Annotated in this window: 20 protein-coding genes; 16 read left to right on the top strand and 4 right to left on the bottom strand. The window is 62.0% G+C overall.

Annotation, left to right across the window (positions count from 1 at the left end; genetic code table 11):
* Positions 1-46 precede the first annotated feature (46 nt).
* From VL15_RS35930 to VL15_RS35920, 3 genes are read left to right on the top strand one after another with little or no spacing between them, the layout of a single operon-like run.
* Positions 47-1,078: an aspartate carbamoyltransferase catalytic subunit gene (locus VL15_RS35930; RefSeq protein WP_027807413.1), complete on the top strand. Its 1,032-nt coding sequence runs from the start codon at positions 47-49 to the stop codon at positions 1,076-1,078.
* Positions 1,079-1,129: 51 nt separating this feature from the next.
* Positions 1,130-2,419: a dihydroorotase gene (locus VL15_RS35925; protein ID WP_048251529.1), complete on the top strand. Its 1,290-nt coding sequence runs from the start codon at positions 1,130-1,132 to the stop codon at positions 2,417-2,419.
* A gap of 19 nt (positions 2,420-2,438) precedes the next feature.
* Positions 2,439-3,296, top strand: coding sequence for a lysophospholipid acyltransferase family protein (locus VL15_RS35920; protein ID WP_048251528.1), 858 nt, complete (start codon positions 2,439-2,441; stop codon positions 3,294-3,296).
* Between the two features lie 45 nt (positions 3,297-3,341).
* Here the strand turns inward: VL15_RS35920 and VL15_RS35915 are convergent, their stop codons facing one another.
* Entirely contained in the window at positions 3,342-4,181 is an 840-nt protein-coding gene (locus VL15_RS35915) for a symmetrical bis(5'-nucleosyl)-tetraphosphatase (protein ID WP_048251527.1), read from the bottom strand.
* A gap of 342 nt (positions 4,182-4,523) precedes the next feature.
* Between VL15_RS35915 and rfbB the strand changes: the two genes are divergently transcribed.
* From rfbB to rfbD, 4 genes are read left to right on the top strand one after another with little or no spacing between them, the layout of a single operon-like run.
* Positions 4,524-5,585, top strand: a complete 1,062-nt coding sequence (gene rfbB / locus VL15_RS35910; protein WP_048251526.1) for a dTDP-glucose 4,6-dehydratase — start codon at positions 4,524-4,526, stop codon at positions 5,583-5,585.
* Positions 5,586-5,596: 11 nt separating this feature from the next.
* Positions 5,597-6,490 carry a glucose-1-phosphate thymidylyltransferase RfbA gene (gene rfbA / locus VL15_RS35905; protein ID WP_048251525.1) on the top strand — a complete coding sequence of 298 codons (894 nt, stop codon included), beginning with the start codon at positions 5,597-5,599 and terminating at the stop codon, positions 6,488-6,490.
* Positions 6,475-7,026 (top strand): dTDP-4-dehydrorhamnose 3,5-epimerase, encoded by a 552-nt coding sequence (gene rfbC, locus VL15_RS35900; RefSeq protein ID WP_048251524.1) that lies wholly within the window; start codon positions 6,475-6,477, stop codon positions 7,024-7,026. The genes rfbA and rfbC overlap by 16 nt, the downstream gene beginning before the upstream one ends.
* Positions 7,023-7,913: a dTDP-4-dehydrorhamnose reductase gene (gene rfbD / locus VL15_RS35895; protein WP_048251523.1), complete on the top strand. Its 891-nt coding sequence runs from the start codon at positions 7,023-7,025 to the stop codon at positions 7,911-7,913. The genes rfbC and rfbD overlap by 4 nt, the downstream gene beginning before the upstream one ends.
* Positions 7,914-7,926: 13 nt before the next feature.
* Here the strand turns inward: rfbD and VL15_RS35890 are convergent, their stop codons facing one another.
* The 3 genes from VL15_RS35890 to VL15_RS35880 form a co-directional block, all read right to left on the bottom strand.
* Entirely contained in the window at positions 7,927-9,096 is a 1,170-nt protein-coding gene (locus tag VL15_RS35890; RefSeq protein WP_329955985.1) for a glycosyltransferase family 4 protein, read from the bottom strand.
* Positions 9,097-9,305: 209 nt separating this feature from the next.
* Entirely contained in the window at positions 9,306-10,721 is a 1,416-nt protein-coding gene (locus VL15_RS35885; protein ID WP_048251521.1) for a mannose-1-phosphate guanylyltransferase/mannose-6-phosphate isomerase, read from the bottom strand.
* A 303-nt stretch (positions 10,722-11,024) separates the two neighbouring features.
* Positions 11,025-11,480: a GDP-mannose mannosyl hydrolase gene (locus tag VL15_RS35880; RefSeq protein ID WP_048251520.1), complete on the bottom strand. Its 456-nt coding sequence runs from the start codon at positions 11,478-11,480 to the stop codon at positions 11,025-11,027.
* 384 nt (positions 11,481-11,864) lie between these two features.
* On the opposite strand from VL15_RS35880, the gene VL15_RS35875 reads away from it, so the two are divergent.
* The 9 genes from VL15_RS35875 to VL15_RS35835 all read left to right on the top strand — a co-directional run bounded on the left by VL15_RS35875 (position 11,865) and on the right by VL15_RS35835 (position 23,069).
* Complete coding sequence (locus VL15_RS35875; protein WP_230684601.1) at positions 11,865-12,707, top strand: glycosyltransferase family 2 protein; 843 nt, start codon at positions 11,865-11,867, stop codon at positions 12,705-12,707.
* Positions 12,708-12,750: 43 nt separating this feature from the next.
* Entirely contained in the window at positions 12,751-13,686 is a 936-nt protein-coding gene (locus VL15_RS39185; RefSeq protein ID WP_053077773.1) for a glycosyltransferase family 2 protein, read from the top strand.
* A complete protein-coding gene (locus tag VL15_RS39180; protein ID WP_053077772.1) occupies positions 13,683-16,121 on the top strand; it encodes a glycosyltransferase in 2,439 nt (812 codons plus the stop codon). Before VL15_RS39185 ends, VL15_RS39180 begins: the two co-directional genes overlap by 4 nt.
* Entirely contained in the window at positions 16,118-17,008 is an 891-nt protein-coding gene (locus tag VL15_RS35860) for an NAD-dependent epimerase/dehydratase family protein (protein WP_048251519.1), read from the top strand. The genes VL15_RS39180 and VL15_RS35860 overlap by 4 nt, the downstream gene beginning before the upstream one ends.
* Positions 16,987-18,129, top strand: coding sequence for a glycosyltransferase family 4 protein (locus VL15_RS39175; RefSeq protein ID WP_155420367.1), 1,143 nt, complete (start codon positions 16,987-16,989; stop codon positions 18,127-18,129). The genes VL15_RS35860 and VL15_RS39175 overlap by 22 nt, the downstream gene beginning before the upstream one ends.
* A 31-nt stretch (positions 18,130-18,160) precedes the next feature.
* Complete coding sequence (locus VL15_RS35850) at positions 18,161-18,979, top strand: ABC transporter permease (RefSeq protein ID WP_048251518.1); 819 nt, start codon at positions 18,161-18,163, stop codon at positions 18,977-18,979.
* Positions 18,969-20,357 carry an ABC transporter ATP-binding protein gene (locus VL15_RS35845; RefSeq protein WP_048251517.1) on the top strand — a complete coding sequence of 463 codons (1,389 nt, stop codon included), beginning with the start codon at positions 18,969-18,971 and terminating at the stop codon, positions 20,355-20,357. The genes VL15_RS35850 and VL15_RS35845 overlap by 11 nt, the downstream gene beginning before the upstream one ends.
* A gap of 2 nt (positions 20,358-20,359) precedes the next feature.
* The gene (locus tag VL15_RS35840) at positions 20,360-21,307 is read left to right on the top strand and encodes a glycosyltransferase family 2 protein (protein WP_080971062.1); all 948 of its coding nucleotides are present in this window, start codon (positions 20,360-20,362) and stop codon (positions 21,305-21,307) included.
* Positions 21,308-21,488: 181 nt separating this feature from the next.
* Positions 21,489-23,069 (top strand): methyltransferase domain-containing protein, encoded by a 1,581-nt coding sequence (locus tag VL15_RS35835; RefSeq protein ID WP_048251516.1) that lies wholly within the window; start codon positions 21,489-21,491, stop codon positions 23,067-23,069.
* Positions 23,070-23,105: the final 36 nt, after the last annotated feature.

Raw genomic sequence — 23,105 nt, 5'->3', positions numbered from 1 at the left:
CTGGTTTGCACCGCGGCCCGTTTGCATAGTTGGAATCACGCACACCATGACCACCGACACCACTGGCCGCACCGGCAATCCCGCCGCGGCCGCGAGCCCCGACCGATTCCGCTACGGTTTCCTGAAGGGCAACCCGCAGCTCACGAAAAACGGCGAGCTGAAGCATCTGCTGTCGATCGAGGGCCTGCCGCGCTCGATCGTCAATCACATCCTCGATACGGCCGAGCAGTTCGTCAGCGTGACGGACCGTGAAGTGAAGAAGGTGCCGCTGCTGCGCGGCAAGTCCGTCTTCAACCTGTTCTTCGAGAACTCCACGCGCACGCGCACGACCTTCGAGATTGCCGCGACGCGCCTGTCGGCCGACGTGCTGAACCTGAACATCAATGCGTCGTCGACGAGCAAGGGCGAATCGCTGCTCGACACGATCAACAACCTGTCGGCGATGCACGCCGACCTGTTCGTCGTGCGCCACGCGTCGAGCGGCGCGCCGTACCTGATCGCCGAGCACTGTGCGCCGCACGTGCACGTGATCAACGCCGGCGACGGCCGTCATGCGCACCCGACGCAGGGCCTGCTCGACATGTACACGATCCGTCACTACAAGCGCGACTTCACGAAGCTGCGCGTGGCGATCGTCGGCGACATCCTCCATTCGCGCGTCGCGCGCTCCGACATCCATGCGCTCACCACGCTCGGCGTGCCGGAAGTGCGTGCGATCGGCCCGCGCACGCTGCTGCCGGGCGGCCTCGAGCAGATGGGCGTGAAGGTGTTCCACAACCTCGACGAAGGGCTGAAGGGCGTCGACGTGATCATCATGCTGCGCCTGCAGAACGAGCGGATGAGCGGCGCGCTGCTGCCGTCCGCGCAGGAATACTTCAAGACCTGGGGCCTGACGCCCGAGCGCCTCGCGCTCGCCGCGCCCGATGCGATCGTGATGCACCCGGGCCCGATGAACCGCGGCGTCGAGATCGACTCGCAGGTCGCCGACGGTCCGCAGTCGGTGATCCTCAACCAGGTCACGTTCGGCATCGCCGTGCGGATGGCGGTGATGGGCATCGTCGCCGGCAACAATGACTGAGCCCGCTTTCGCGCATCCTTTTCACGCAATCAACGCATTCACAGACAGCGCATGAAGATTCATATCAAAGGCGGCACGCTGATCGACCCGGTCGCCGGCACCGAGCGGCAGGCCGACGTATTCGTCGCGGCGGGCAAGATCGCCGCGATCGCCGAGGCTGGCACGGCGGCGCCGGCCGATTTCAACGCCGCGAAGACCATCGACGCATCGGGCCTGATCGTCGCGCCCGGTCTCGTCGACCTGTGCGCGCGGCTGCGCGAGCCCGGCTACGAGCACAAGGCGACGCTCGCGTCCGAGATGGCTGCGGCCGTCGCGGGCGGCGTCACGACCCTCGTGTGCCCGCCCGACACCGATCCCGTGCTCGACGAGCCGGGCCTCGTCGAAATGCTCAAGTACCGCGCGCGCAACCTGCACCAGGCGAACGTGCATCCGCTCGGTGCGCTGACGGTCGGTCTCAAGGGTGAGGTGATCACCGAGATGGTCGCGCTGACCGAGTCCGGCTGCGTCGGTTTCACGCATGCCAACGTGCCGGTGCGCGACACGCAGGTACTGCTGCGCGCGCTGCAGTACGCGAGCACCTATGACTACACCACGTGGCTGCGCCCGCTCGACGCGTTCATCGGCCGCGGCGGCGTCGCCGCGAGCGGTGCGCTTGCGTCGCGGCTCGGGCTGTCCGGCGTGCCGGTCGCGGCCGAGACGATCGCGCTGCACACGATCTTCGAACTGATGCGCGTGACGGGCGCGCGCGTGCACCTCGCGCGGCTGTCGTCGGCGGCCGGCCTCGCGCTCGTGCGTGAGGCGAAGGCCGAAGGGCTGCCCGTTACCTGCGACGTCGGTGTGAACCATCTGCACCTGATCGACGTCGACATCGGCTACTTCGATTCGCAGTTCCGGCTCGACCCGCCGCTGCGCAGCGAGCGCGACCGCGAAGCGATCCGCGTGGCGCTCGCCGACGGCACGATCGATGCGATCTGCTCCGACCACACGCCCGTCGACGACGACGAGAAGCTGCTGCCGTTCGGCGAAGCGACGCCGGGCGCGACGGGGCTCGAGCTGCTGCTGTCGCTGACGCTGAAGTGGGCGGACGAGACGCGCACGCCGCTCGCGCAGGCGCTGCGCCGCATCACGTCCGCACCGGCCGACGTGCTGAAGCTGCCGGCCGGCCGCCTGGCCGAAGGCGGCGCGGCCGACCTGTGCGTGTTCGATCCGCGCGCGCACTGGCGCGTCGAGCCGCGTGCGCTGAAGAGCCAGGGCCACAACTCGCCGTTCCTCGGTTACGAACTGCCTGCCTGCGTGTGCACGACGCTCGTCGCCGGGCAGATTGCGTTCGAGCGCCACTGACCCACGCCGGACCCTCGCCATGACCGCCCTTCGCAAGCTGCGTCTCGTCTTTCACCTGTTGCGCGGCATGGCGATCGTCGCGCTGCGTTTTTCGCACGTCACGCCCGCGCGCCGCGCCGAGATGACGCGCCGCTGGTCGCTCAAGATGCTGCGTATCTGCGGGATGCGCGTCGTTGTCCATAACGACGGTGCGCGGCTCGACGCGAGCGCGCTCGTGGTCGGCAATCACGTGTCGTGGCTCGACATCTACGCGATCAACGCGTGGCGGCCGACGCCGTTCGTGTCGAAGGCCGAGGTGCGGCAGTGGCCGGTCGTCGGCTGGCTCGCCGAGAAGCTCGACACCGTGTTCCTGCAGCGCGAGAAGCGAACCGAGGCGATGCGGATCATGCACGAGATGGCCGAGCGCCTGCGCAACGGCGGGCTGATGTGCGTGTTTCCGGAGGGGACGACGACCGACGGACAGGAACTGCTGCCGTTCCATGCGAACCTGTTCCAGGCCGCGGTGTCGGCCGGCTGCGCGGTGCAGCCGATCTGCCTGATGTACGAGGACGCGCAGCGGCGGCAGTCGGTCGCGCCGGCCTACACGGGCGAGCTGTCGCTCGGCAAGTCGCTCGACATGGTGTTGCGCGGCGGCCCGCTCGTCGCGCACCTGTACGTGTGCGAACCGATCGCGCCGGGCGGTGATCGGCGGACGACGTCCGCGGCGGCGCGCGAAGCGATCGCGGCCGCGCTGGCGACGCTGCAGGCGAACGTCGGCAAGCCGACCGCCGAGTCGCTCGCGGAGCTGGCCAGGCACGCGTATCCGGCGACCGAACTCGGCGCCGGTGCGGCGGGCGACGGGGCGGCCGATGCGCCCGTGCCGGGGCGCGAGGGCTGACGCGCCGGGGCTGACTCACTCCCGGCCCCGCGAATCAGTCTGTCGTCACTCTCCGCCCGGCGCGCGGCACGCTTCACACTGCACCTGCGTGACCGTGCGCTGCGCCGGATCGGCCGTCAGCCGCACGGCCGATAGCTGATTCCCCCACACACACCCCGAATCGAGCGCGACCACGTTCTCGCGCAGCATCAGGCCGAGCGCGGCCCAGTGCCCGAACACGACCGTCACGTCTTCCGTGCGGCGCCCCGGTACGTCGAACCACGGCAGGTAGCCGGGCGGCGCGCTGTCGGGGCCGCCGTTTGCCTTGAATTCCATCACACCGTCGGGCGTGCAAAAGCGCACGCGCGTGAACGCGTTGAACGCGACGCGCATCCGGTCGCGCTTCTTCAGATCCGGGCTCCATTGATTCGGCTCGTTGCCGTACAGCTTCTGCAGCGTGTCGCGCCAGTCGGGCGCGCGTAGCGCGCGCTGGAGTTCGTCGGCGAGTTCGAGCGCGAGCGTCGCGTCCCATTGCGGCAGCACGCCCGCATGCACGAGCAGCATCCCGTTCTCGGCGTGCACGAACGGGCGGTGGCGAACCCAGTCGAGCAGCGCATCGGCGTCGGGCGCGTCGAGGATCTCGCCGATGGTGTCGCCCGGCCGTTCGGTGCGCAGGCCGGCGGAGACCGCGAGCAGGTGGAGGTCGTGATTGCCGAGCACGACGGTCGCGCGCGGGCCGAGGTCGACGAGCGCACGCAGCGCGGCGAGGGAGTCCGGGCCGCGGTTGACGACGTCGCCGGCGATCCACAGCGGTGTGTCGGCAGGAACTGAAAGCTTGTCGACCAGCGACTGGAAAGCGGAATGACAGCCCTGGATGTCGCCGATGGCGATGGGGGTCGAATGCATGAGGGTCGGATCGTGACGAATCAGGGTAAAAAGGGAGAAAGGCCGCCGGACACCGGTGCGGCGCAACCATTGTTCCGCATCGGGCCGGGCGCCGGACCGCCGATGAGCCGCCGCGCAAGGGGCCCGGTCGCTGTATCAAGTTGTTAGCGGCATGGAGTTGGTGTCGGCCGGATTCCTATAATTGGCATTTTCCCTCCGAAATTAACATCTCGTCGCTTTGCCGGTCATGGCGACCGGTTAAAATGCCGGGCCTGATCGGTCGAGACTTGGCCACTGTGACATGACAAGAAGTGCGATGAGCGCCTGCCAGGCACACCGCACATTATTACTAGAGGAAGCTTCATGATCCTGGTTACCGGCGGCGCGGGTTTTATCGGTGCCAATTTTGTACTCGACTGGATGGGCGCGTCCGACGAGGCCGTGCTCAACGTCGACAAGCTGACCTATGCGGGCAACGTGCGTACGCTGGCACCGCTGGACGGGAATCCGGGTCATGTGTTCGCTCGTGTCGACATCTGCGATCGCGCGGCACTCGATGCGCTGTTTGCCGAGCACAAGCCGCGCGCGGTGATCCACTTCGCGGCCGAAAGCCACGTCGACCGTTCGATTCACGGGCCGGCCGACTTCGTGCAGACCAACGTCGTCGGCACGTTTACGCTGCTCGAAGCGGCCCGCTCGCACTGGAACGGCCTGAACGATGCCGACAAGGCGGCGTTCCGCTTCCTGCACGTGTCGACCGACGAGGTGTTCGGGTCGCTGTCCGCGACCGATCCGCAATTCTCGGAGACGACGCCGTACGCGCCGAACAGCCCCTATTCGGCGACGAAGGCCGGCTCCGATCACCTGGTGCGTGCGTATCACCATACCTACGGCCTGCCGACGCTCACGACGAACTGCTCGAACAACTACGGCCCGTACCAGTTCCCCGAGAAACTGATTCCGCTGATGATCGCGAATGCACTCGCGGGCAAGCCGTTGCCGGTCTACGGCGACGGCCAGAACGTGCGCGACTGGCTGTACGTGGGCGACCACTGCAGCGCGATCCGCGAAGTGCTCGCGCGCGGCGTGCCGGGCGAGACGTACAACATCGGCGGCTGGAACGAGAAGAAGAACCTCGACGTCGTGCATACGCTCTGTGATCTGCTCGACGCGGCGCGGCCGAAGCCAACGGGCTCGTACCGCGATCTGATCACGTACGTGACGGACCGCCCGGGTCACGACCGCCGCTATGCGATCGATGCGCGCAAGCTCGAGCGCGAGCTCGGCTGGAAGCCTGCCGAAACCTTCGAGACGGGGCTCGCGAAGACCGTGCGCTGGTATCTCGACAACCAGGCATGGGTGGACGAAGTCGCGTCGGGCGATTACCGCAAGTGGGTCGAAACGAATTACGCGCAACGCACGTGAGGGTTTGAACGATGGCACGTAAAGGCATCATTCTCGCCGGCGGTTCGGGCACGCGGCTGTATCCGATTACGCATGTCGTATCGAAACAGCTCCTTCCGGTGTACGACAAGCCGATGATCTACTACCCGCTATCGACGCTGATGGTGGCGGGCATCCGCGACGTGTTGATCATCTCGACGCCGCAGGACACGCCACGCTTCGAGTCGATGCTCGGTGACGGCAGCCAGTGGGGGATGAACATCCAGTACGCGGTGCAACCGTCGCCCGACGGGCTCGCGCAGGCGTTCATCATCGGCAAGTCGTTCATCGGCAACGACCCGTCGGCACTGATCCTCGGCGACAACATCTTCTACGGGCACGATCTCGCGAAGCAGCTCGAGCGGGCCGACGAGAACACGAACGGCGCAACGGTGTTCGCGTATCACGTCCAGGATCCCGAGCGTTACGGTGTCGTCGAATTCGACCGGGATTTCCGCGCGTTGTCGATCGAGGAAAAGCCGACCAAGCCGCGCTCGAACTACGCGGTCACGGGCCTGTACTTCTACGACAATCGCGTGTGCGACATTGCGTCCGAGATCAAGCCATCGCCGCGCGGCGAGCTCGAGATCACCGACGTGAATTCGCGCTATCTCGCCGACGGCGCACTCGACGTCGAGATCATGGGGCGCGGCTATGCGTGGCTCGACACCGGCACGCACGACTCACTGATCGACGCGGCGATGTTCATCGCGACGCTGCAGAAGCGCCAGGGCCTCGTCGTCGCCTGCCCGGAAGAGATCGCCTATCGCAAGAAGTGGATCGACGCGGATCAATTGCGCAAGCTTGCCCTGCCGCTAGCAAAGAACAGCTATGGGCGCTATCTCGAACACATTCTTTCGGATCAGATCGCATGGCAATCCAAGTAACCGCCACGGCACTCCCGGAAGTCAAGATCATCGAGCCGAAGGTATTCGGCGACGCGCGTGGGTATTTCTACGAGAGCTTTAACGCGCGGGAGTTCGCGGAGCACGTGGCCGCCGGTGTGGAATTCGTCCAGGACAATCATTCGCGTTCGGCGAAAGGGGTCCTGCGCGGTTTGCATTACCAGATTCAGCACGCGCAGGGGAAGCTGGTTCGCGTGACCCACGGCGAGGTATTCGACGTTGCGGTCGATATCCGCAGAAGCTCGCGGACATTCGGCAAGTGGGTGGGTGTGCATTTGAGCGCTGAGAACAAGCGGCAGATGTGGGTTCCACCCGGATTCGCGCACGGCTTCGCCGTCTTGTCGGAGACGGCGGAGTTCCTTTACAAGACGACGGACTATTGGTTCCCTGAACACGAACGGTGCCTGCTCTGGAACGACGTACAGATCGGCGTCGCGTGGCCGCTGGACGGCGAGCCGGTGTTGGCGTCCAAGGATGCAAACGGGAAGCGGCTGTCAGATGCCGAGGTATTTGCATGAAGATTCTGCTGACCGGCAAGCATGGCCAACTGGGCTGGGAATTGCAGCGCTCGCTTCAACCGCTTGGTGAGGTATGTGCACTTGATCGCGCCGCGCTTGATCTGACCCGCCCGGAGACGATCGCTGCCGTGGTCGGATCGGTCCGTCCCGACGTGATCGTGAATGCCGCGGCATACACGGCGGTTGACCGTGCGGAAACGGAGGAGGCGCTCGCAACGACGGTCAACGGCGTAGCAGTGGGCGAGCTCGCTGAAGCGGCGCGGAAGCAAGGCGCACAATTGGTCCACTATTCGACCGATTATGTGTTTGATGGCGACGCAACGCGGCCTTACCGCGAGGATCACGCGACGAATCCTCGAAGTGCGTACGGGCGTAGCAAGGCGGCGGGCGAGCGAGCGATTGCCCAAGTTGGTGGCGACTGGCTCGTCTTTCGAACGTCTTGGGTGTACGGTGCGCGCGGGCGCAACTTCATGCGCACCATCGCGAATGCTGCGCTCGAGCGCGACACGCTGCGCGTCGTCGCGGATCAGTACGGCACTCCCACGTCCGCACGCATGCTCGCGGATCTCACGGGATTTGCGCTACGAGACGCGACAGAGCGGCGACGCGAAGGGCGCTTCTCGCGCGGAATTTATCATGTAACGGCTGGCGGTTGCACGACGTGGCACACGTTCGCCGAATCGATCGTCGATGCCGTGCGCGAGATGCGTGGCGATGCCGTTCGCACCCGTGCGGTCGAACCAATCACGACCAACGAGTTTGGCGCGTCGGCGCCTCGACCACGCTATTCGGTTCTGGACTGCGCGTTGTTCGATTCGACCTTCGCGTTGAACCGATCGAATTGGCGGTCGGCGTTCGAGCTTGTCATTGCCGACTACTTCAGGTGAGCTGCGGACGAGCTCAGTTCCGCGAGCGGTGCTCCGTGGCAACCTCTCGATACAGCGCGACATAGCGCTCCGCCATACGGTTCGCGGTGAACAGTGTTTCGTACCGCACACGACCGCGGCGGCCCATTTCGCGCGCCCTTTCGGGGTTGTCGCGAATGAAGCGCATGGCGTTTCTGAGTGCGGGGGGATCCGAGGGAGGGATGACCAGCCCTGTCTCGTTATGCACGTTGATATAGCTAGTGCCGGTGCCGATTTCGGCGGAAATCATCGGCTTCGCGTACATTGCACCCTCCAGCAGCGAAACGCCGAACGCTTCCGAGCGTAGGTGCGACGGAAATACCAGGGCGCACGCCAAGTGGAGGAGCGCGACCTTGTCCTCGTCGGGCAGTGCGCCGAGAAAGCGCACGGTCGTGAGCCCAAGCCGTTCGGCTTGCCGTTTGAGTTCGGTCTCGACCGGGCCGGCGCCGACGATGACGACGGGGAAGTCCGTTCCCTGAAGCGCGTCCAGCAGAATGTGCAGTCCCTTGTAGTAGCGGATCATTCCGACGAATAGGAAGAACTGATCGCCGACTTCGGCGCGCCATTTTTCGATGAGCGCGGCCTTGGGGGCGGGATACGATGTCTCGTCGAGACCAATCGGAATGACGGTGGTCTTGCTGGCGTACGTTTGCAGGGTTTCACTCGTGGCCAGATAGTTCGGCGAGGTCGCGACGATTCGATCGACGCTCGACATGAACTTCTTCTGCAGCGGCTTGTACAGCTGGAGCAGGCCCTTCTGGCGAATGATGTCGGAATGGTACGTGACGATCGAGGGTTTTTTGACGCGTGTCACGAAGTGGACCATATCCATGAACGGCCACGGATAGTGGTAGTGGATGACATCGGCCTCGCGCGCCAGCGCCGCAAAGCGTCGCACGGCCTGCAGCGAGAATCCTGTCGACGCGATTTCGAAATCCAGCGGAGCGCGATACGCACGGTGATTGTCGACGATGTGCGCGCCCTCGTTGCCGCGGCGACTGAGCGACAGCACCTCCATATCGACTCCGCGCACGATGGCGCCACGTGCTATCTGATAGATGACCTGCTCGACACCGCCGTACGTGTCCGGAAAATACGTTCTATAGAATTGAAGGACTTTCAACTGATTGGCCCTACGGGTCATTGAAATTGCGATGCGCAGCACGCGTGCGCATCGCTCCGGCTCGGGTCGCCACTCAATTGCGCCGCCCGCGATTGCTGACGGGGAGCCATTGCGCCCCGAACCGAATGCCTTTGCGGGCGGCGAGCACATGCGCGTCGGGAGGGCGCGGCGCGGTTGGCACGCTTCGGTCCCTCGATCGAAATGGCGCGCCTTTCGGGGGGGCGATCACCCGCCCGGCAACGCGCTGCTCGTCACTTGCGCCCGTAACGATCCTCGAGCCTGACGATGTCGTCTTCACCGAGATATTCGCCGCTCTGCACCTCGATCATCACAAGGTCCACGACGCCGGGATTTTCCAGGCGATGCTTGTGGCCGGCCGGGATGTACGTAGACTGGTTAGCGACGAGAAAAATTTCCTCCTCGCCATTGACGACTTTGGCCGCCCCGTTGACCACCACCCAATGCTCGCTGCGGTGATGGTGCAACTGCAGGCTGAGGCTTGCGCCAGGCTTGACCACGATGCGCTTGATCTTGAAGCGCGCACCTTCCTCGAGCACCGTGTAAGTACCCCAGGGGCGATGCACTGTGCGATGCACCTTGTGGGCTTCGTGCCCCTCGGTCTTGAGTTTCGCGTAGATATGCTTGACGTCCTGGGCGCGAGACCGGTGTGCGACGAGCAAGGCGTCTGGCGTGTCGATGATGATGAGATTCTCGACTCCCACGGCGCCCGCGAGTCGATCCGGGCTCTGGATGTAGCAGTTGGTCGAATCGCGCAGCATCGCCTGGCCAACGACCCGGTTACCGGACTCATCGGCGGGCGTGAGATCGCCGAGCGCATCCCACGAGCCGATATCGCTCCAACCGATGTCGCACGACACGACCGCTACCGACGACGACCGCTCCATGACGGCGTAGTCGATCGAGTCCTCGCGTACCTTCTCGAACGTATCGGCATCCAGTTCAAGCTGGGAAAAGCCTTTGCCGGCGACGCTGCGGGATTCGGCCACGCATGCACGCACCGCTTGCAGGACTTCTGGGCAGGTCTTTTCCATTTCTTGCAGCATGGTGCCAGCGGAAAAGCAGAACATCCCCGAATTCCACAGAAACCGGCCCGTCGCGAGGTACTCTTCCGCTTTTTCCAGGGACGGCTTCTCGACAAAGCGCCGCACGACGTCGCCATCGGCCTCGATATAGCCGTAGCCGGTCTCCGGCCTGTCGGGCTGGATGCCAAACGTGACGAGTTTGCCTTGCGACGCAAGTGCCTTTGCCTTGGCCACGGCTTCGCCGAAGCTGGTTTGGTCGAGAATCAGATGGTCTGCGGGCAGCACCAGCAGAATCGCGTCACTGCCGTGGGCGTCGGCCACGCGCAATGATGCAGCTGCGATCGCGGCTGCCGTGTTGCGACCGAACGGTTCCAGGATGTACGACGTTGCCGTCTTCGCTGCGTTGACTTCGCGGAACTCGTCTTCCGTCTTGAACAGAAGCTCGCGATTGGTCACCGTCAGGACTTCGCGGACGTCGGGCAGCTCTGCTCCGCGCAGGAAGGCTTTCTGGAGCAAGCTTTGCCCGTCCGTGAGCCGCATGAACGGCTTCGGATGGAGTTCCCGGGAAACGGGCCACAGACGAGAGCCTGCGCCACCACACAAGATCGTTGGAATCAAATACACGATGTCCCTTATTCGACGAGAGTATCGTCCTGTAAGTTTAGTCGCTGCAAGTACAGCGAAGTATTGTCCGCGTTGACGTGGACCTCACGGCGCACCGGGCTGTTGATGCGACTACAAGACGCCAAAGTATACTTTGCTTTCGCATGAGCCCCGAGCGGGAGACATGCGGCGTGGGCCCGCGATCCGACGCAGTGCGGCGGGCCGAGGGCGACCGTGACGCGCAGACAGACAAGGGCATCTTGTCGCAGCTTATTCGGTCACGTGTCAATCGCGCTTACATCTGATTACGGCGCAGCGGCCCTGTTAACCGAAGTAGGCCTTGGTGTAGTGATGCACTGTTTCGTCTTCGAGCAGCTCGGCCGGAGTCGCCCACCGGTAATCGGTGTGCTGGTCCGGAGGCAGGGTGCTCAGGTCGATCGGCGTCGGCGGCATCTCGTAAGCCAGCACGACATAATGGGTCGACAGGCCTGTCACGCCCGCGAAATTGCTGTCGTAGAAGTGCTCATGCACACCTTGCAGCGTGGCGTCGGCCAGTTCCAGGTTGCGCAACCCCAGTTCCATATCGCACAGGCGGCGGTATGCGTCATTCATTCGCTCATTCTTGCGAATCCGCCCCCCGGGTGCGAACCAATAGCCCTTGGCTGGCTGATTGGTTCGGCGGCCCAGCAGAAAACGCCCCTGGCCGTCGGGCACGATAAGGTCGATGGATATCAGCGGACTATTGCCTATGACCTGGAGGAAGGATGCGTTGTCAAGCATTGTGGTCGTCAGAGTGTTGGTGTGTGGGGCGATGGTGCTATGACTGCTTGCCAATCTGCGGTTGGCTCGCGTGCAGAGTGTCCTTGCGCAGTTGTCCGGTTTGCGAACGCGAAGCGGCGCTCCCGAATGGGGGCGGATGACAGGCGGTCCGGTCGATCGGCACGCGCATTTTACCGTGCGAGCGATGCAAGTGGCCGGCTTGACGCCGGACGCCAAGATTGACGCACGATTTCAGGGGCATGCGATCGCGGTAAGTGGCCTGTTGTATGCATTGCGACGTGCGTGCGTGGCCATGTTGTCGCGACGCACCAGACCGCGGATGCGCCGCCATTCACAATTGCTTGCGATTACGCGCCGGGATGGCTGTAAGATTTCGATATAATCTTGGGTTTGGCTTGGGGGGTCCCGGGCCATCTTGACGTTTCTTACAAATACCGTATCGCGATGAATGAGTTCACGACCAAGCGGCCAGCTCCTTCTGCGCGCTGTACGATTGCCATTCCAACGTTCAATCATGGAGCGTTTCTGGAGCGGGCTCTCGTTTCGGTGTTCTCCCAAGATGTACCCGTCGAAGTGATCGTCCTGGATGCCGGGTCGACTGACAACACGCGCGAAATACTCGAGCGCTGGGACGACAAACTGGCCTACTGGAGGAGTCATCCCGACGGTGGGCAGGCGCAGGCGATCAACGAAGGGATTGCACGCGGGACTGCGCCGTACGTTGCATGGCTGAATTCGGACGACGCGTACATGCCGAACGGACTCGAACGGCTCGTCGCCGCGCTCGATGCGCAACCGGCGGTGCCCGCCGTGTACGGCCGTTCGATGGTCATCGATGCGAACGACCGTCCCCTCAGGCCTTACAGTACTGAAGCGTGGAATCGGTCGCGCTTTGCCCGGCGTTGCTTCATTTCGCAGCCCGCAACGATCATGCGACGCGAAGCATGGGAGGCTGTCGGGGGGCTGGACGGCGCATTGGGGTATGCACTTGATTACGACCTGTGGTGGCGTCTTGCAGAGTATGGCGGCTCGTTGGGGTACCTCGACGAAATTGTCGCTGCGACGCGCGCGCACATGGTGACCAAGACGATTCGCAATCCTGTTCAACACTACCGCGAGGCAATGCGGACGGTCAGGATCCATTACGGGCATGTTCCGCTTGTCTGGTATGCCAAGATGCCGGTGTCGGTAGGGGTGCGGTTGCTCATGAGCCCGTTCGCGCGCTAACCGGGACGCGGTTCGACCGCCCGGGCGGCTATGTTGGGAAGATATGTATCCAAAATTTTCGATTATTGTGCCGACGTTCAACGCGGCCGCCTCGCTGGATCAGGCTCTTCTGTCGGTGCGCAGTCAGCAATATCCTGCCGCTGAAGTGATTCTGGTCGACGGCGGCTCGACGGACGATACGCTGGCGATCGCGGCACGTTACGAGGATCTCATCGGCCAGTTGCGCTCCGAGCGGGACAACGGGATATACGACGCGATCAACAAAGGGGTTGCCCTTGCAACCGGCGATCTGATCATCGTGCTCGGTTCGGACGATCAGCTGGCCGACGGTATTTTGAGCACGGTGGCTCATGCGTGGACGGCGCAGCCGTCCGACATCGTGGCGGGCCAGGCTCTGATGTTTGCGGCGGACGGGACTTCGCAACTGCGTGCCGACGAGGACTACAATGCTGGCGCGCTCGTCAGCGGCGTGCCTTTCTGTCACAACGCGATGTTCGCGACGCCGGAGGCGTATCGCCGGGTAGGACCCTATGACACGTCCTATCGCATGTGCGCGGATGCGAAGTGGGTTCATGGCGCGATTCGGGCTGGTTGCACCTGCCTGCGGCTTGATCGCGTCGCCGTTCATTTTTCTCTCGCTGGCCAGTCCACTGTCCAGGGTGAGTTGACGCTGGCCGAAACGTATCGCTCGATTGTCGAGAATTTTCCATTTCTCGGAACCGAGGATGCGGAGCACGTATTTCGGACCATCCGCGGTTGGTCCAGCGGCGAGCGACTCGAGGATATCCTGCGGTTGCACATGTCGGAATCGCGGTTTCAAAATGCGGTTGCGCTGGCATTGCTGACGCGCGTGCGGATCGTGGCGTCCTCCGCGCACGCAAATCGTCAGAACGTTGCCCTGACGCCGGCTTCATTGGCGCAGCGTATCAGGCGTAAGCTTGGCCGTATTAACACCTATATTCGCAACCAAGGAACATGAAGCTCTCCTTCATCATCCCTGCTTACAACGTTGAGCGATACCTCGAGCGCTGCCTGTTGTCGATTCTGGAGCAGCCGTTTCACGACTACGAGATCATTGTCATCAACGACGGCTCGACAGATCGAACGGAAGAAATCGCGCGGCACTATGCATTGCGGGATCCCCGGATTCGTATCATCAATCAGCCGAATAGCGGGCAAGGAGCCGCGCGCCTGAACGGGATCGATCAGGCGCAGGGCGAATATGTCTGGTGCGTCGACAGCGACGACTGTCTGGTCGATAACGTCCTGCTGCGCATGACCCGCATTCTCGAGCAGTTCGCGCCGGAAGTCCTCGTCGCGAACTTCGAGTATTTCTGGGATGGTGGGGCCGTCCAGCCGGCGAGCGTCGTGCCGCCGCGCTTGGTCGGGAAGGTGATTGAGCCGGCGGCTGATCCGGCCGACTTCGCTGTCGTGTCGTGCTGGACTGCGCCGCCGTGGCGACTGATCGCGCGGCGGCAGTTGCTGATCGACAAAGGTATCCGCTTCGCAACAGGCGTCTTTTACGAAGACCACCCATTCGCGATCAAGCTCATGCTGAATGCCAAGCGTGTGTACGTCGATGGCGGGATCACGTACCGCTATTACCAGCGCGAAGGTTCGACGACCAAGCTGAACGATCGCAAGGCGTTCGATTTCATTCCGGTGCGCGACGAATGCCTGAAGCTGTTTGCCGAGCACGGAGCGCGCGAGAATTTCGCGGGTATCCTGGTCGGCTATATCGCGCCGTTCAATTTCTATGAGGCACACGTCGCAGACGAGTTCAAGGGCGAGTTCCTCACGAGGTTGGCGGCAAAGCTGAGCGACGACGACGTCGAGTTCGTTCGCCTTCATGGCGACTGGTCGGCTCAGGCGTTCCTGAAGATGGTGCGCTCCCAGGATCCGAAGCTGATGCGTCGGTTGCGGATGGCGCGGCGCTTGCGCGCGTTCGCGAGCCGCGAGGGCTATCGGCGCATCGTCGCGCATGGCCGTGCAGCGGCGCGGCGGGTTGTCGGCAAGGCCATTGCCCGCGGACGCCAGGCGGTCAGTCGGCAGATTCATCACGCAGGCTTTGATTACGGCGGCGTGCGCTTCGTCGAACTTGGTCAAGGCGCGCGACTGGAGCATGCGATCGTCGACGTTCGTGTCAAGCCGGAGCACAGGAAGTACTTGCGGGTGGGTGACGGCAGCCATGTCGGCGGGTATTACGTTTTCGAGCGCGGCCTCGGCACGATCACCATTGGTGACAAGAGTTCGATAGGGAGCGGCTGCAAGATAATCTGCTCCCAGGAGGAAGGGATCGTCATCGGGAACAACGTTCTGATTTCGTGGGATTGCACGCTGATCGACAGCGATTCCCACTCGCTGGATCCGGCGGTCCGATGGAACGATGCATATGACTGGAAATGCTCGGCTGATATCGGTCAGACGGGCGCCTACAAGGATTGGTCGCAGGTCGTGTCGAAGCCCATCGTTATCGAGGATGGCGCATGGATCGGCTTTGAGTCGGTCATCATGAAAGGTGTGCGCATCGGGCGCGGCGCGGTTGTTGCCGCGCGCTCGGTCGTGACGAAGGACGTTGCGCCGTTTTCCGTCTATGGCGGCAATCCGGCGCGCTTCATCAAGCTGGTGCCGCGCGAGTCGTGGTCCTGGGAGGATATCGTCGGCGCGTCGCAAGGCGATCCGCAGTTTCGAGACATCCTGGACAGCTCATACCTGAGCGCGGATTCCGGTATGTCGCTGCGGCGCTTTCGCGAAAGCGGCGAGTTCGTCGGCACGCTGGAACTGATTCGCGCCAAGTGCCCTCACGCGCGAACGATGATCGACGTCGGTGGCGGCAATGGCGTGATGGCGGTTGCCTTTGCCCTGGAGGGCTATCACGTCAAGCTGGTCGAGAAGTCGGGCGATAGGATCGTCGGCACGCTCGCAGCGGAAACCTTGCTCAACTTCGTCGCCATGAACGTCGACCCGACCATCAGGGAGCGGGTGCGCATAGTCAGCAGCGACATGGAGTCGCTGGATGTCGACGAACAGTTCGACGTCGTCTATTGCCGGCAAGCGCTTCATCATTTTCGAGATCCGGTTACTTCGCTCAAGAAAATCAAGGAACTGCTTGCCGCGAACGGCGTCGCGTTGCTGATTCGCGAGCACGTGATTTTCGACGAGGACGATCGAGCGCGGTTTCTGGACGGGCATGCGTTCCATCACTATTACGGCGGTGAAAACGCGTACACGGTCGAGCAGTATCTCGATTTCGTGAGGGCGGCGGGCTTGCGGTTACACCGAACCCTGGGCTTCGCGGACAGCGTCATCAATTATTTCCCGCATTCGGAGCAGGAACTGGCGAATCTGTCGGAGCTGGACGTCGCGGGTCGCCCGTATTCGTTTGTGCTCGATCGGGAAGAGGCGGTCCAATGAGGGTTCTCGTCATCGGCTCCGGCGGGTTCATCGGAAGCCACGTCGCGGATACGCTCGAAGCCACCTGCGACGTGGTGCGCGCGGACATCTTTCCAAGCGATGCGAAAGATTTTGTCTGCTACGACAAAGACAATCCGGACTACGCACATCTGTTGCGGTCGATCGCTCCGGACGTCTGCATCAACTGCTCCGGTGCCGCCAGCGTGCCTGCGTCGCTGAGCGATCCGCAGCACGATTACCTGCTGAACGCGCGTCGTGTGATTGAAATGCTCGAGGCGATTCGTGTGAATAGTCCTGGGACGCGCTTCGTTCATCTGTCGAGCGCTGCCGTTTACGGTAATCCGGCTGTGATGCCGGTGACCGAGGCGGCGCCAGCGGCGCCGGTGTCGCCATATGGCTGGCACAAGTATTACGCCGAACTGGCTTGCCGCGAGTATTTCGAGCAGTTCGGCGTTCGGTCCGTTTCGTTGCGGATTTTTTCGGCATATGGCCCGGGCCTCAGGAAGCAACTCTTCTGGGACGTGTACGGCCGCGCGCGCGGGCAAGAGGCGCTGGAACTGTTCGGCACGGGCGGAGAGACACGCGACTTTATTTTCATCGACGATCTCGTGTCGTGCATCGCGCTGATTCTGCAGAGCGACGTGTTCGACGGCCGGGCTGTCAATGTCGCGAGCGGCGTGTCGGTGCCGATCGAGCAGGCGGTCACAACGTTGCTGGCGCATCTCGATTGGCATCCGAAGCTCGCATTTTCAGGCTCGGCTCGCCAGGGCGATCCCATGCAGTGGCAGGCAGACATTTCAAGTTTGACGAAGCTCGGATTCGAGCCGAAGTACGACATCGTCAGTGGTCTTCGTAAGGTGGCAGTGTGGCTAAAAGAGCAAAACTAGGCATCCCGTTTAATTACGACGATTCCTGGATTGGTGGTACCTACTATATTAAGAATCTGGTGTCCGCGCTGAACATGCTTCAGGATGCGGAAAAGCCGGAAATCTACATGCTGAGCAACGGCCAGGAATCGTTCGATTTCATCCGCCACCATACCGGCTATCCGTATCTGCAATGGGTGCGTCCGGCCACGCTTGCCGGTGTCGATGGCGGAATCTTCCGACGGCTGAAACTGAAGAGCAAGTTGCTTCCTTCGTTCCTCAAGAAGGAGCTTCGATTCGACATGATCTTTCCGTTTCCGATCAGCACGGACTGGAAGCAGACGGTGTGCTGGATTCCCGATTTTCAGGACAAGCGCTTGCCTGAGTTTTTCTCTGCGGACGAGCTTCGGCAACGTACGGAACAGCATCGCTACTATTTCGAGAATTTCAACCATATCGTCTTCAGCAGCGAGGCGGCGCGAGCGGACTTCGAGGAGTTTTATCCCGAAGCCCGGGTGAACAAGCATGTCGTTCATTTCGCGGTCTTTCACGAGCGGCAGTCGCAGCGACCGGCTGAGCAGGTCGTCGCCGAGCTTGGCCTGCCGACGCGGTTCTTCTACTGCCCGAATCAATTCTGGATTCACAAGAACCACGCGGTCGTGATCGAGGCCGTCAACCTCCTCAAGCAGGAGGGCATCCCGGTCACTGTCGCGTTCTCCGGCAAGGAGCATGACCACCGTGCGCCGGATCACGCGGAGTCGTTGAAGCGCCGGGTGGCGGAACTCGGACTCCAGGACAATGTTCGTTTCCTCGGCTTCCTGGCCCGCGAGGATCAGATTGCACTCTTCGGGCGCGCGATCTGCATCGTGCAGCCGTCATTGTTCGAAGGATGGTCGACGGTCGTCGAGGACGCGAAATCGTACTCGCAGTACGTGATCGCCTCGGATCTGGCGACGAACCGTGAACAGATCGGCACTAACGCGGAATTTTTCGATGCGCGTGACGCGCGGCAGCTTGCGAATTGCATGAAGCGATACATCGAAGCGGATCCGGTCAAGGTGCCCGTCGATTATCGTAGTTGCCAACTAGCATTTGCTCGCGACTTCATGCAGGTGCTTCATCAGGTCAGACGTGGCGCGTAAGCCTGACGTCGCTCTGCAACAAGGATCCTAAATGGAACAGTCACATCGACGCCATATGACAGGGTGGGTTCAGCACTCGAGCCTGATCTGGCAACTGGCGAAGCGCGAGATGGCGCAGCGTTACAAAAGCTCGGCGTTGGGCGGCTTTTGGGTGGTTGCGCAACCGCTGATTCAGTTGCTGTTGTATGCATTCGTCTTTCAGGTCGTGCTGCGTTCGCGCTGGGGCGTCACCGTGCCTAACACCGGACGGGAGGTGCCGTTCGGGTTGATCCTGTTTGTCGGCATTCTCATTCATGCATTGTTGGCGGAGATACTGACGCGAGGTCCGGCGCTCGTCGTCAGCAATGTCTCGTTCGTCAAGCGCGTGATTTTTCCGCTCGAGATCCTTCCAGTCGTGACGATGGTGACGGCGATCATTAACGTGATGTTCGGATTCCTTATTCTTTTTGGGGGCTTCCTCTTGGTGCACGGCACGTTGACGCCGATGGCGTTCATGATCGTGGTTCCCCTGTTCTTTCTGGTCGTTCTTGGTCTCGGGCTCGGCTGGCTGCTGTCCGCCTTCGGCGTGTATTTTCGTGACCTGAGCCAGCTCACGACCCATCTGTCGACTATCCTGATGTTCACGGCCCCCATTTGCTACCCGGCCACCATGGTTCCGGAACACTTCCGCTGGCTTCTTCAAATCAATCCGCTGACGTTGCCGGTCGAGTCGGTGCGTGGGATGTTGTTTCAGGGGACACCACCCGATTGGTCGGCATTGCTGACGTATGGTGCGGGCGCGATCGTTTTCGCATGGTTTGGAAACTTCGTGTTCCGCAAGCTGCGGGGAGGTTTCGCAGATGTCCTCTGATTTCTCGTTGAAGGTTGATGGCGTTTCGAAAACGTACGACGTCTTCAAGTCGCCCGCGCAGCGTATTGCACAGATGTTTGCGCCAAAGGCTCAGCTTGCGGAAAAATTCCTGGCCCTGAAGGAAGTTTCCTTTCAGATCAATCCCGGCGATTTCTTCGGGATTATCGGACAGAACGGCAGCGGCAAGTCGACGTTGCTACAGATCATCGCGGGCATTCTGCCGCCGACCACCGGGAAGATTCAGGTGAGCGGTCGGATCGCGGCGCTCCTCGAACTTGGGGCGGGATTCAACCCTGAGTTTACGGGGCGCGAAAACGCGCGGCTGAACGCGCAGATCCTGGGTATTTCGGGGGCGGAATTTAATCGCATCTTCCCGGAAATTGAGGCATTTGCCGATATTGGTCATTTCATCGACCAGCCCGTCAAGACTTATTCGAGCGGGATGTTCGTCCGACTGGCGTTTTCCGTTCAGGCGTGTATCGATCCGGACATCCTGATCGTCGACGAGGCATTGGCCGTCGGTGACATCTTCTTCCGATTGAAGTGCTACGAGCGTCTCGAGCGTCTGCGCAAGAAGGGCTGCACCATTATTCTTGTCACGCACAGCATGGATGACATCCTGCACTATTGCGACAAGGTGCTGCTGCTCAACTACGGCGATCCGGTCTATTTTGGCGACCCGGTCGAGGCCGTGAATCGTTATTACGCGCTCGGACATCTGAATGCGCACGACCGTGCGAACGATGTAACCGATCATCAGACGATCACGATCAGTGGCGAATCCGGCGACGACATGTCGGATGGCTCGTCGCGCGGTGATACGTTCGATTGGCCGGCGGGACCGTTTGCCAGCATGGACACGCGCGAACAGATCGGACCGGGAACGGTGCGCTGCCTTCGCATGGCGCTGATGGACCACCGGGACACCGCCAAGCAGGTGTTCAGGCAGGGGGAACTGATGCGTCTCTACTGCGAGTTCGAGGTGTCGGAAACACTCGAAACGCCTTGCGCCGGTTTCGTTATCCGGACCGAGAAAGGGGTGGTCGTCCATGGCAAGCACACTGCCCAGACCGATGGATTGGTGCCGGGCACCATTGCTGCGGGTTCGATCGTGCGGGCAGTGTTTGAAATCCCGTTGAACCTGGGGCCGGGCGAGTATGTCGTGGATCTCGGATTCTCAACCTGGCCGCGCGCGATCTACAGCCAGCGTGCTCGCATCACGATGGCGGAACTCGAGTCCAGTGCCACCCGGCATTGCGTCGTCGCGGCTGCACAAAGCTTTTCTGTTATTCCGCGCGGTCAGCTGGGGTATGACGCGCAGCCGTTCTACGGGCTCGCGGGGCTGGAGTCGTCGACGCGCGTGATGCTGGCGGAATGACCATGAGCTGGCGCCTGCGGAAATGGCTGACGGGAACTCGGCTGCGCAAGATTCTCGGCATACGTTTGGGCCTGTTTCATCAGTACGCAGCTCGCCCGATCGAAGTCGTTGCGGTCGAGGCCGGCAGTGACGACGATTTGCCGGCGATCACAATCGTGACGCCGTCCCTGAATCAGGGCGCCTACATCGGGGCTACCGTATCGAGCGTGCTGAGCCAAGGATACCCGGCCCTGCAATACATTATCCAGGACGGCGGCTCGACCGACGCTACACTGGATGTGTTGCGGGGGTTCCCTGCGGGTTCATTCGAGCTGCGTTGCGAAAAGGACGCCGGGCAAGCTGACGCGCTGAACCGTGGATTCACGCGCGCGAACGGGGCGATTTATGCATACCTGAACGCTGACGACATCATGCTGGAGGGTGCGCTGAAGACGGTCGGGCGGTTTTTTCGCGATCATCCCGAGGTGGATGTCGTATACGGCAATCGTCTCATCATCGACGAGGGTGGGTGCGAGGTCGGGCGTTGGATATTGCCCGGACATGCGGCGTCGGTGCTGCGTCATGTCGACTACGTTCCTCAAGAGACGCTTTTCTGGCGGGCCGCGCTCGTGGCGGCGCCAGCGGCTCAGTTCGACGCGAAATTGCAGTTTGCGATGGATTGGGCGTTGCTATTACGCTTCCTCGAGCAGGGGGCGCGGTTTGCGCACATTCCCCGCCTGCTGGGTGGATTTCGGGTCCATGCGGATCAGAAGACGCAAGCTCAGATGGCGAGCACCGGCCGCGCCGAAATGGCGAGGCTGCGTAACCGGTACGCGTCGGGCAGGTTCAATCGACTGGCGGGATTTTGTTCGCATGGCGTGTTCCTGGCGCGGCATTGGTGGATGGAGCGTCGCCATGCTGGTTCGGTTTGGGGGCGCGAATGTGCTGGCCGGAGCCATCCCAAGGCCTAATTGCCGTACACGAAGGATGAACGCGTGGTAGGGAGGGGCGTCGCGATGCGGAGGTTGCGTTGCGTGGTATCGAGGCCGGCACGACTGCTTACGGGTGTGAATTTGACGGCAGCGGCGTGATGCCGCCTGTGGTCGCGAAGCCATGGCAGTGCATGTCGCAATCCCACATCACCATTTTCCTATGAGAATTTTCAAACCTGCGCCGGCGACGGTATTTCACATCACGCACTGGAAGGCCGGCTCGCAATGGATTCTGAAGATCCTGCGGCAACTTCAGCCGGATCGCATCGTTCCGCCCAAGGTTGGGGAGAGGCAGTTCTTTATCGATCCGCTCATTGAGGGGAAGATATATCCGACCACGTACGTGACCAGGGAGCAGTTCCTGCTGAGAAAGCCGCCGTCGAACTCGCGGGCGCTGGTCGTCTTGCGGGATCTTCGCGACACGCTCGTATCGTCGTATTTCAGCGCGCGATACAGTCACGCCGTCATGTCGAATGAACTGGGGACCATCAGGAACGCGCTGAACGAGTTGAGCGAAGAGGATGGTCTGATCCTTCTCGCGGAGAAATGGCTTCCGGCCAGTGCCTTGATTCATGCGTCATGGCTCCGGTCGGACCAGAAGATCGTCTGGTACGAGGACCTGCTTGCGAATGACGTGGAGATTCTCGGAGATGCGTTGCGTCGCGACTGCAGAATCGATGTTCCTGCGAGCCTCGTGCGCCAGGGCATCGTCGACAACCGATTCGAGAACCTGAGCGCCGGGCGTGCGCGCGGCAGCGAGGCGATCTACGATCACGAAAGAAAGGGCATCGCGGGCGATTGGGAGAATCACTTCACGGCCAAGGTGTCCGTCAGGTTCGAAGAGCTTTATGGGCCGCTGCTGGACCGGGGCGGTGCGAAGAAGCGCACCGGGGTTTCCGTGCGAGCGAAGCCAGGAGCGACGGTCGGCGAGTCAGAGATCATTGCCGCGTATGACGAACTGATCGCGTTGTATCCGAACGCGCCTTCGTACGTCCTGTGGTTGGCGTGGGAGTATGCCGCCTATCGGAAGATCAGGGTATCGGGCCAGGTGCTAGACGTCGGGTGCGCGGACGGCCGGTTGGCAAATCTGATTCTGACAGGTGCGGCGGATATCAAGGGGCTGGCGCCCGACCCGGCCACCGCGGAGGTCGCAGCATTGTATGGCCCTTACAGTCAGGTTTGGGAGCACGGTCGCCTCGCCGAATTGCCCGCAGGCATCGAGTTCGATGTCATTTTCGTGCGCAGCGCATTGGTGCAGGCGCATGATCTCGACAGGACGTTGCAGGACCTGCGCGGCAGGCTCAAGAAGAACGGGCGTTTGATATGCAGCGTGCTGACCGAGAATTTCAGTCGGGACATCGGCATTTCGGCGGTGATGAATCTGTGCGGTTTACATGAGGAGGCAAAGGCGGCGGACGCCCGGTATCGGGGGGGCCACAACATCGTCAATGCCAAACCGCTGGGGCGCTGGCGAGAGTACTTCTCGTCGGCAGGGTTCGCGGTCGAACAGGAAATCTCCATCATTCCGGCGATGACGCTTCATTCGTTCGCTTTGCTGGACAGCCTATGGCACACCCCGAGAGGCGAGACAGGCAAGCTGGGCGATACGATGGCAGCGCGTATTTCCGCCATTCCTTCCTTCGCCGAGGGCTTCCGATCCATCGTACGCGGACTGGTCAAGCTGGACGAAGACAGCGGCGCTCATGCGGGGGCGGTGATGATGTTGTCACGTGTTTTGTGATTTCGCGGATGATCGCGGTGCCGCTGGACGTGACGG

Source organism: Burkholderia cepacia, from assembly GCF_001039005.1.
Lineage (GTDB): Bacteria > Pseudomonadota > Gammaproteobacteria > Burkholderiales > Burkholderiaceae > Burkholderia > Burkholderia theae.
The sequence above is the reverse complement of the archived record's forward strand: the minus strand, read 5'-3'. Positions and strand labels throughout refer to the sequence as shown.

Bases quoted from the DNA above. Each gene is read 5' to 3' on its own strand.
- VL15_RS35930 (WP_027807413.1), top strand. From the start codon at position 47: ATGACCACCGACACCACTGGCCGCACCGGCAATCCCGCCGCGGCCGCG.
- VL15_RS35925 (WP_048251529.1), top strand. From the start codon at position 1,130: ATGAAGATTCATATCAAAGGCGGCACGCTGATCGACCCGGTCGCCGGC.
- VL15_RS35920 (WP_048251528.1), top strand. From the start codon at position 2,439: ATGACCGCCCTTCGCAAGCTGCGTCTCGTCTTTCACCTGTTGCGCGGC.
- VL15_RS35915 (WP_048251527.1), bottom strand. From the start codon at position 4,181: ATGCATTCGACCCCCATCGCCATCGGCGACATCCAGGGCTGTCATTCC.
- rfbB (WP_048251526.1), top strand. From the start codon at position 4,524: ATGATCCTGGTTACCGGCGGCGCGGGTTTTATCGGTGCCAATTTTGTA.
- rfbA (WP_048251525.1), top strand. From the start codon at position 5,597: ATGGCACGTAAAGGCATCATTCTCGCCGGCGGTTCGGGCACGCGGCTG.
- rfbC (WP_048251524.1), top strand. From the start codon at position 6,475: ATGGCAATCCAAGTAACCGCCACGGCACTCCCGGAAGTCAAGATCATC.
- rfbD (WP_048251523.1), top strand. From the start codon at position 7,023: ATGAAGATTCTGCTGACCGGCAAGCATGGCCAACTGGGCTGGGAATTG.
- VL15_RS35880 (WP_048251520.1), bottom strand. From the start codon at position 11,480: ATGCTTGACAACGCATCCTTCCTCCAGGTCATAGGCAATAGTCCGCTG.
- VL15_RS39185 (WP_053077773.1), top strand. From the start codon at position 12,751: ATGTATCCAAAATTTTCGATTATTGTGCCGACGTTCAACGCGGCCGCC.
- VL15_RS39180 (WP_053077772.1), top strand. From the start codon at position 13,683: ATGAAGCTCTCCTTCATCATCCCTGCTTACAACGTTGAGCGATACCTC.
- VL15_RS35860 (WP_048251519.1), top strand. From the start codon at position 16,118: ATGAGGGTTCTCGTCATCGGCTCCGGCGGGTTCATCGGAAGCCACGTC.
- VL15_RS35850 (WP_048251518.1), top strand. From the start codon at position 18,161: ATGGAACAGTCACATCGACGCCATATGACAGGGTGGGTTCAGCACTCG.
- VL15_RS35845 (WP_048251517.1), top strand. From the start codon at position 18,969: ATGTCCTCTGATTTCTCGTTGAAGGTTGATGGCGTTTCGAAAACGTAC.
- VL15_RS35840 (WP_080971062.1), top strand. From the start codon at position 20,360: ATGAGCTGGCGCCTGCGGAAATGGCTGACGGGAACTCGGCTGCGCAAG.
- VL15_RS35835 (WP_048251516.1), top strand. From the start codon at position 21,489: ATGAGAATTTTCAAACCTGCGCCGGCGACGGTATTTCACATCACGCAC.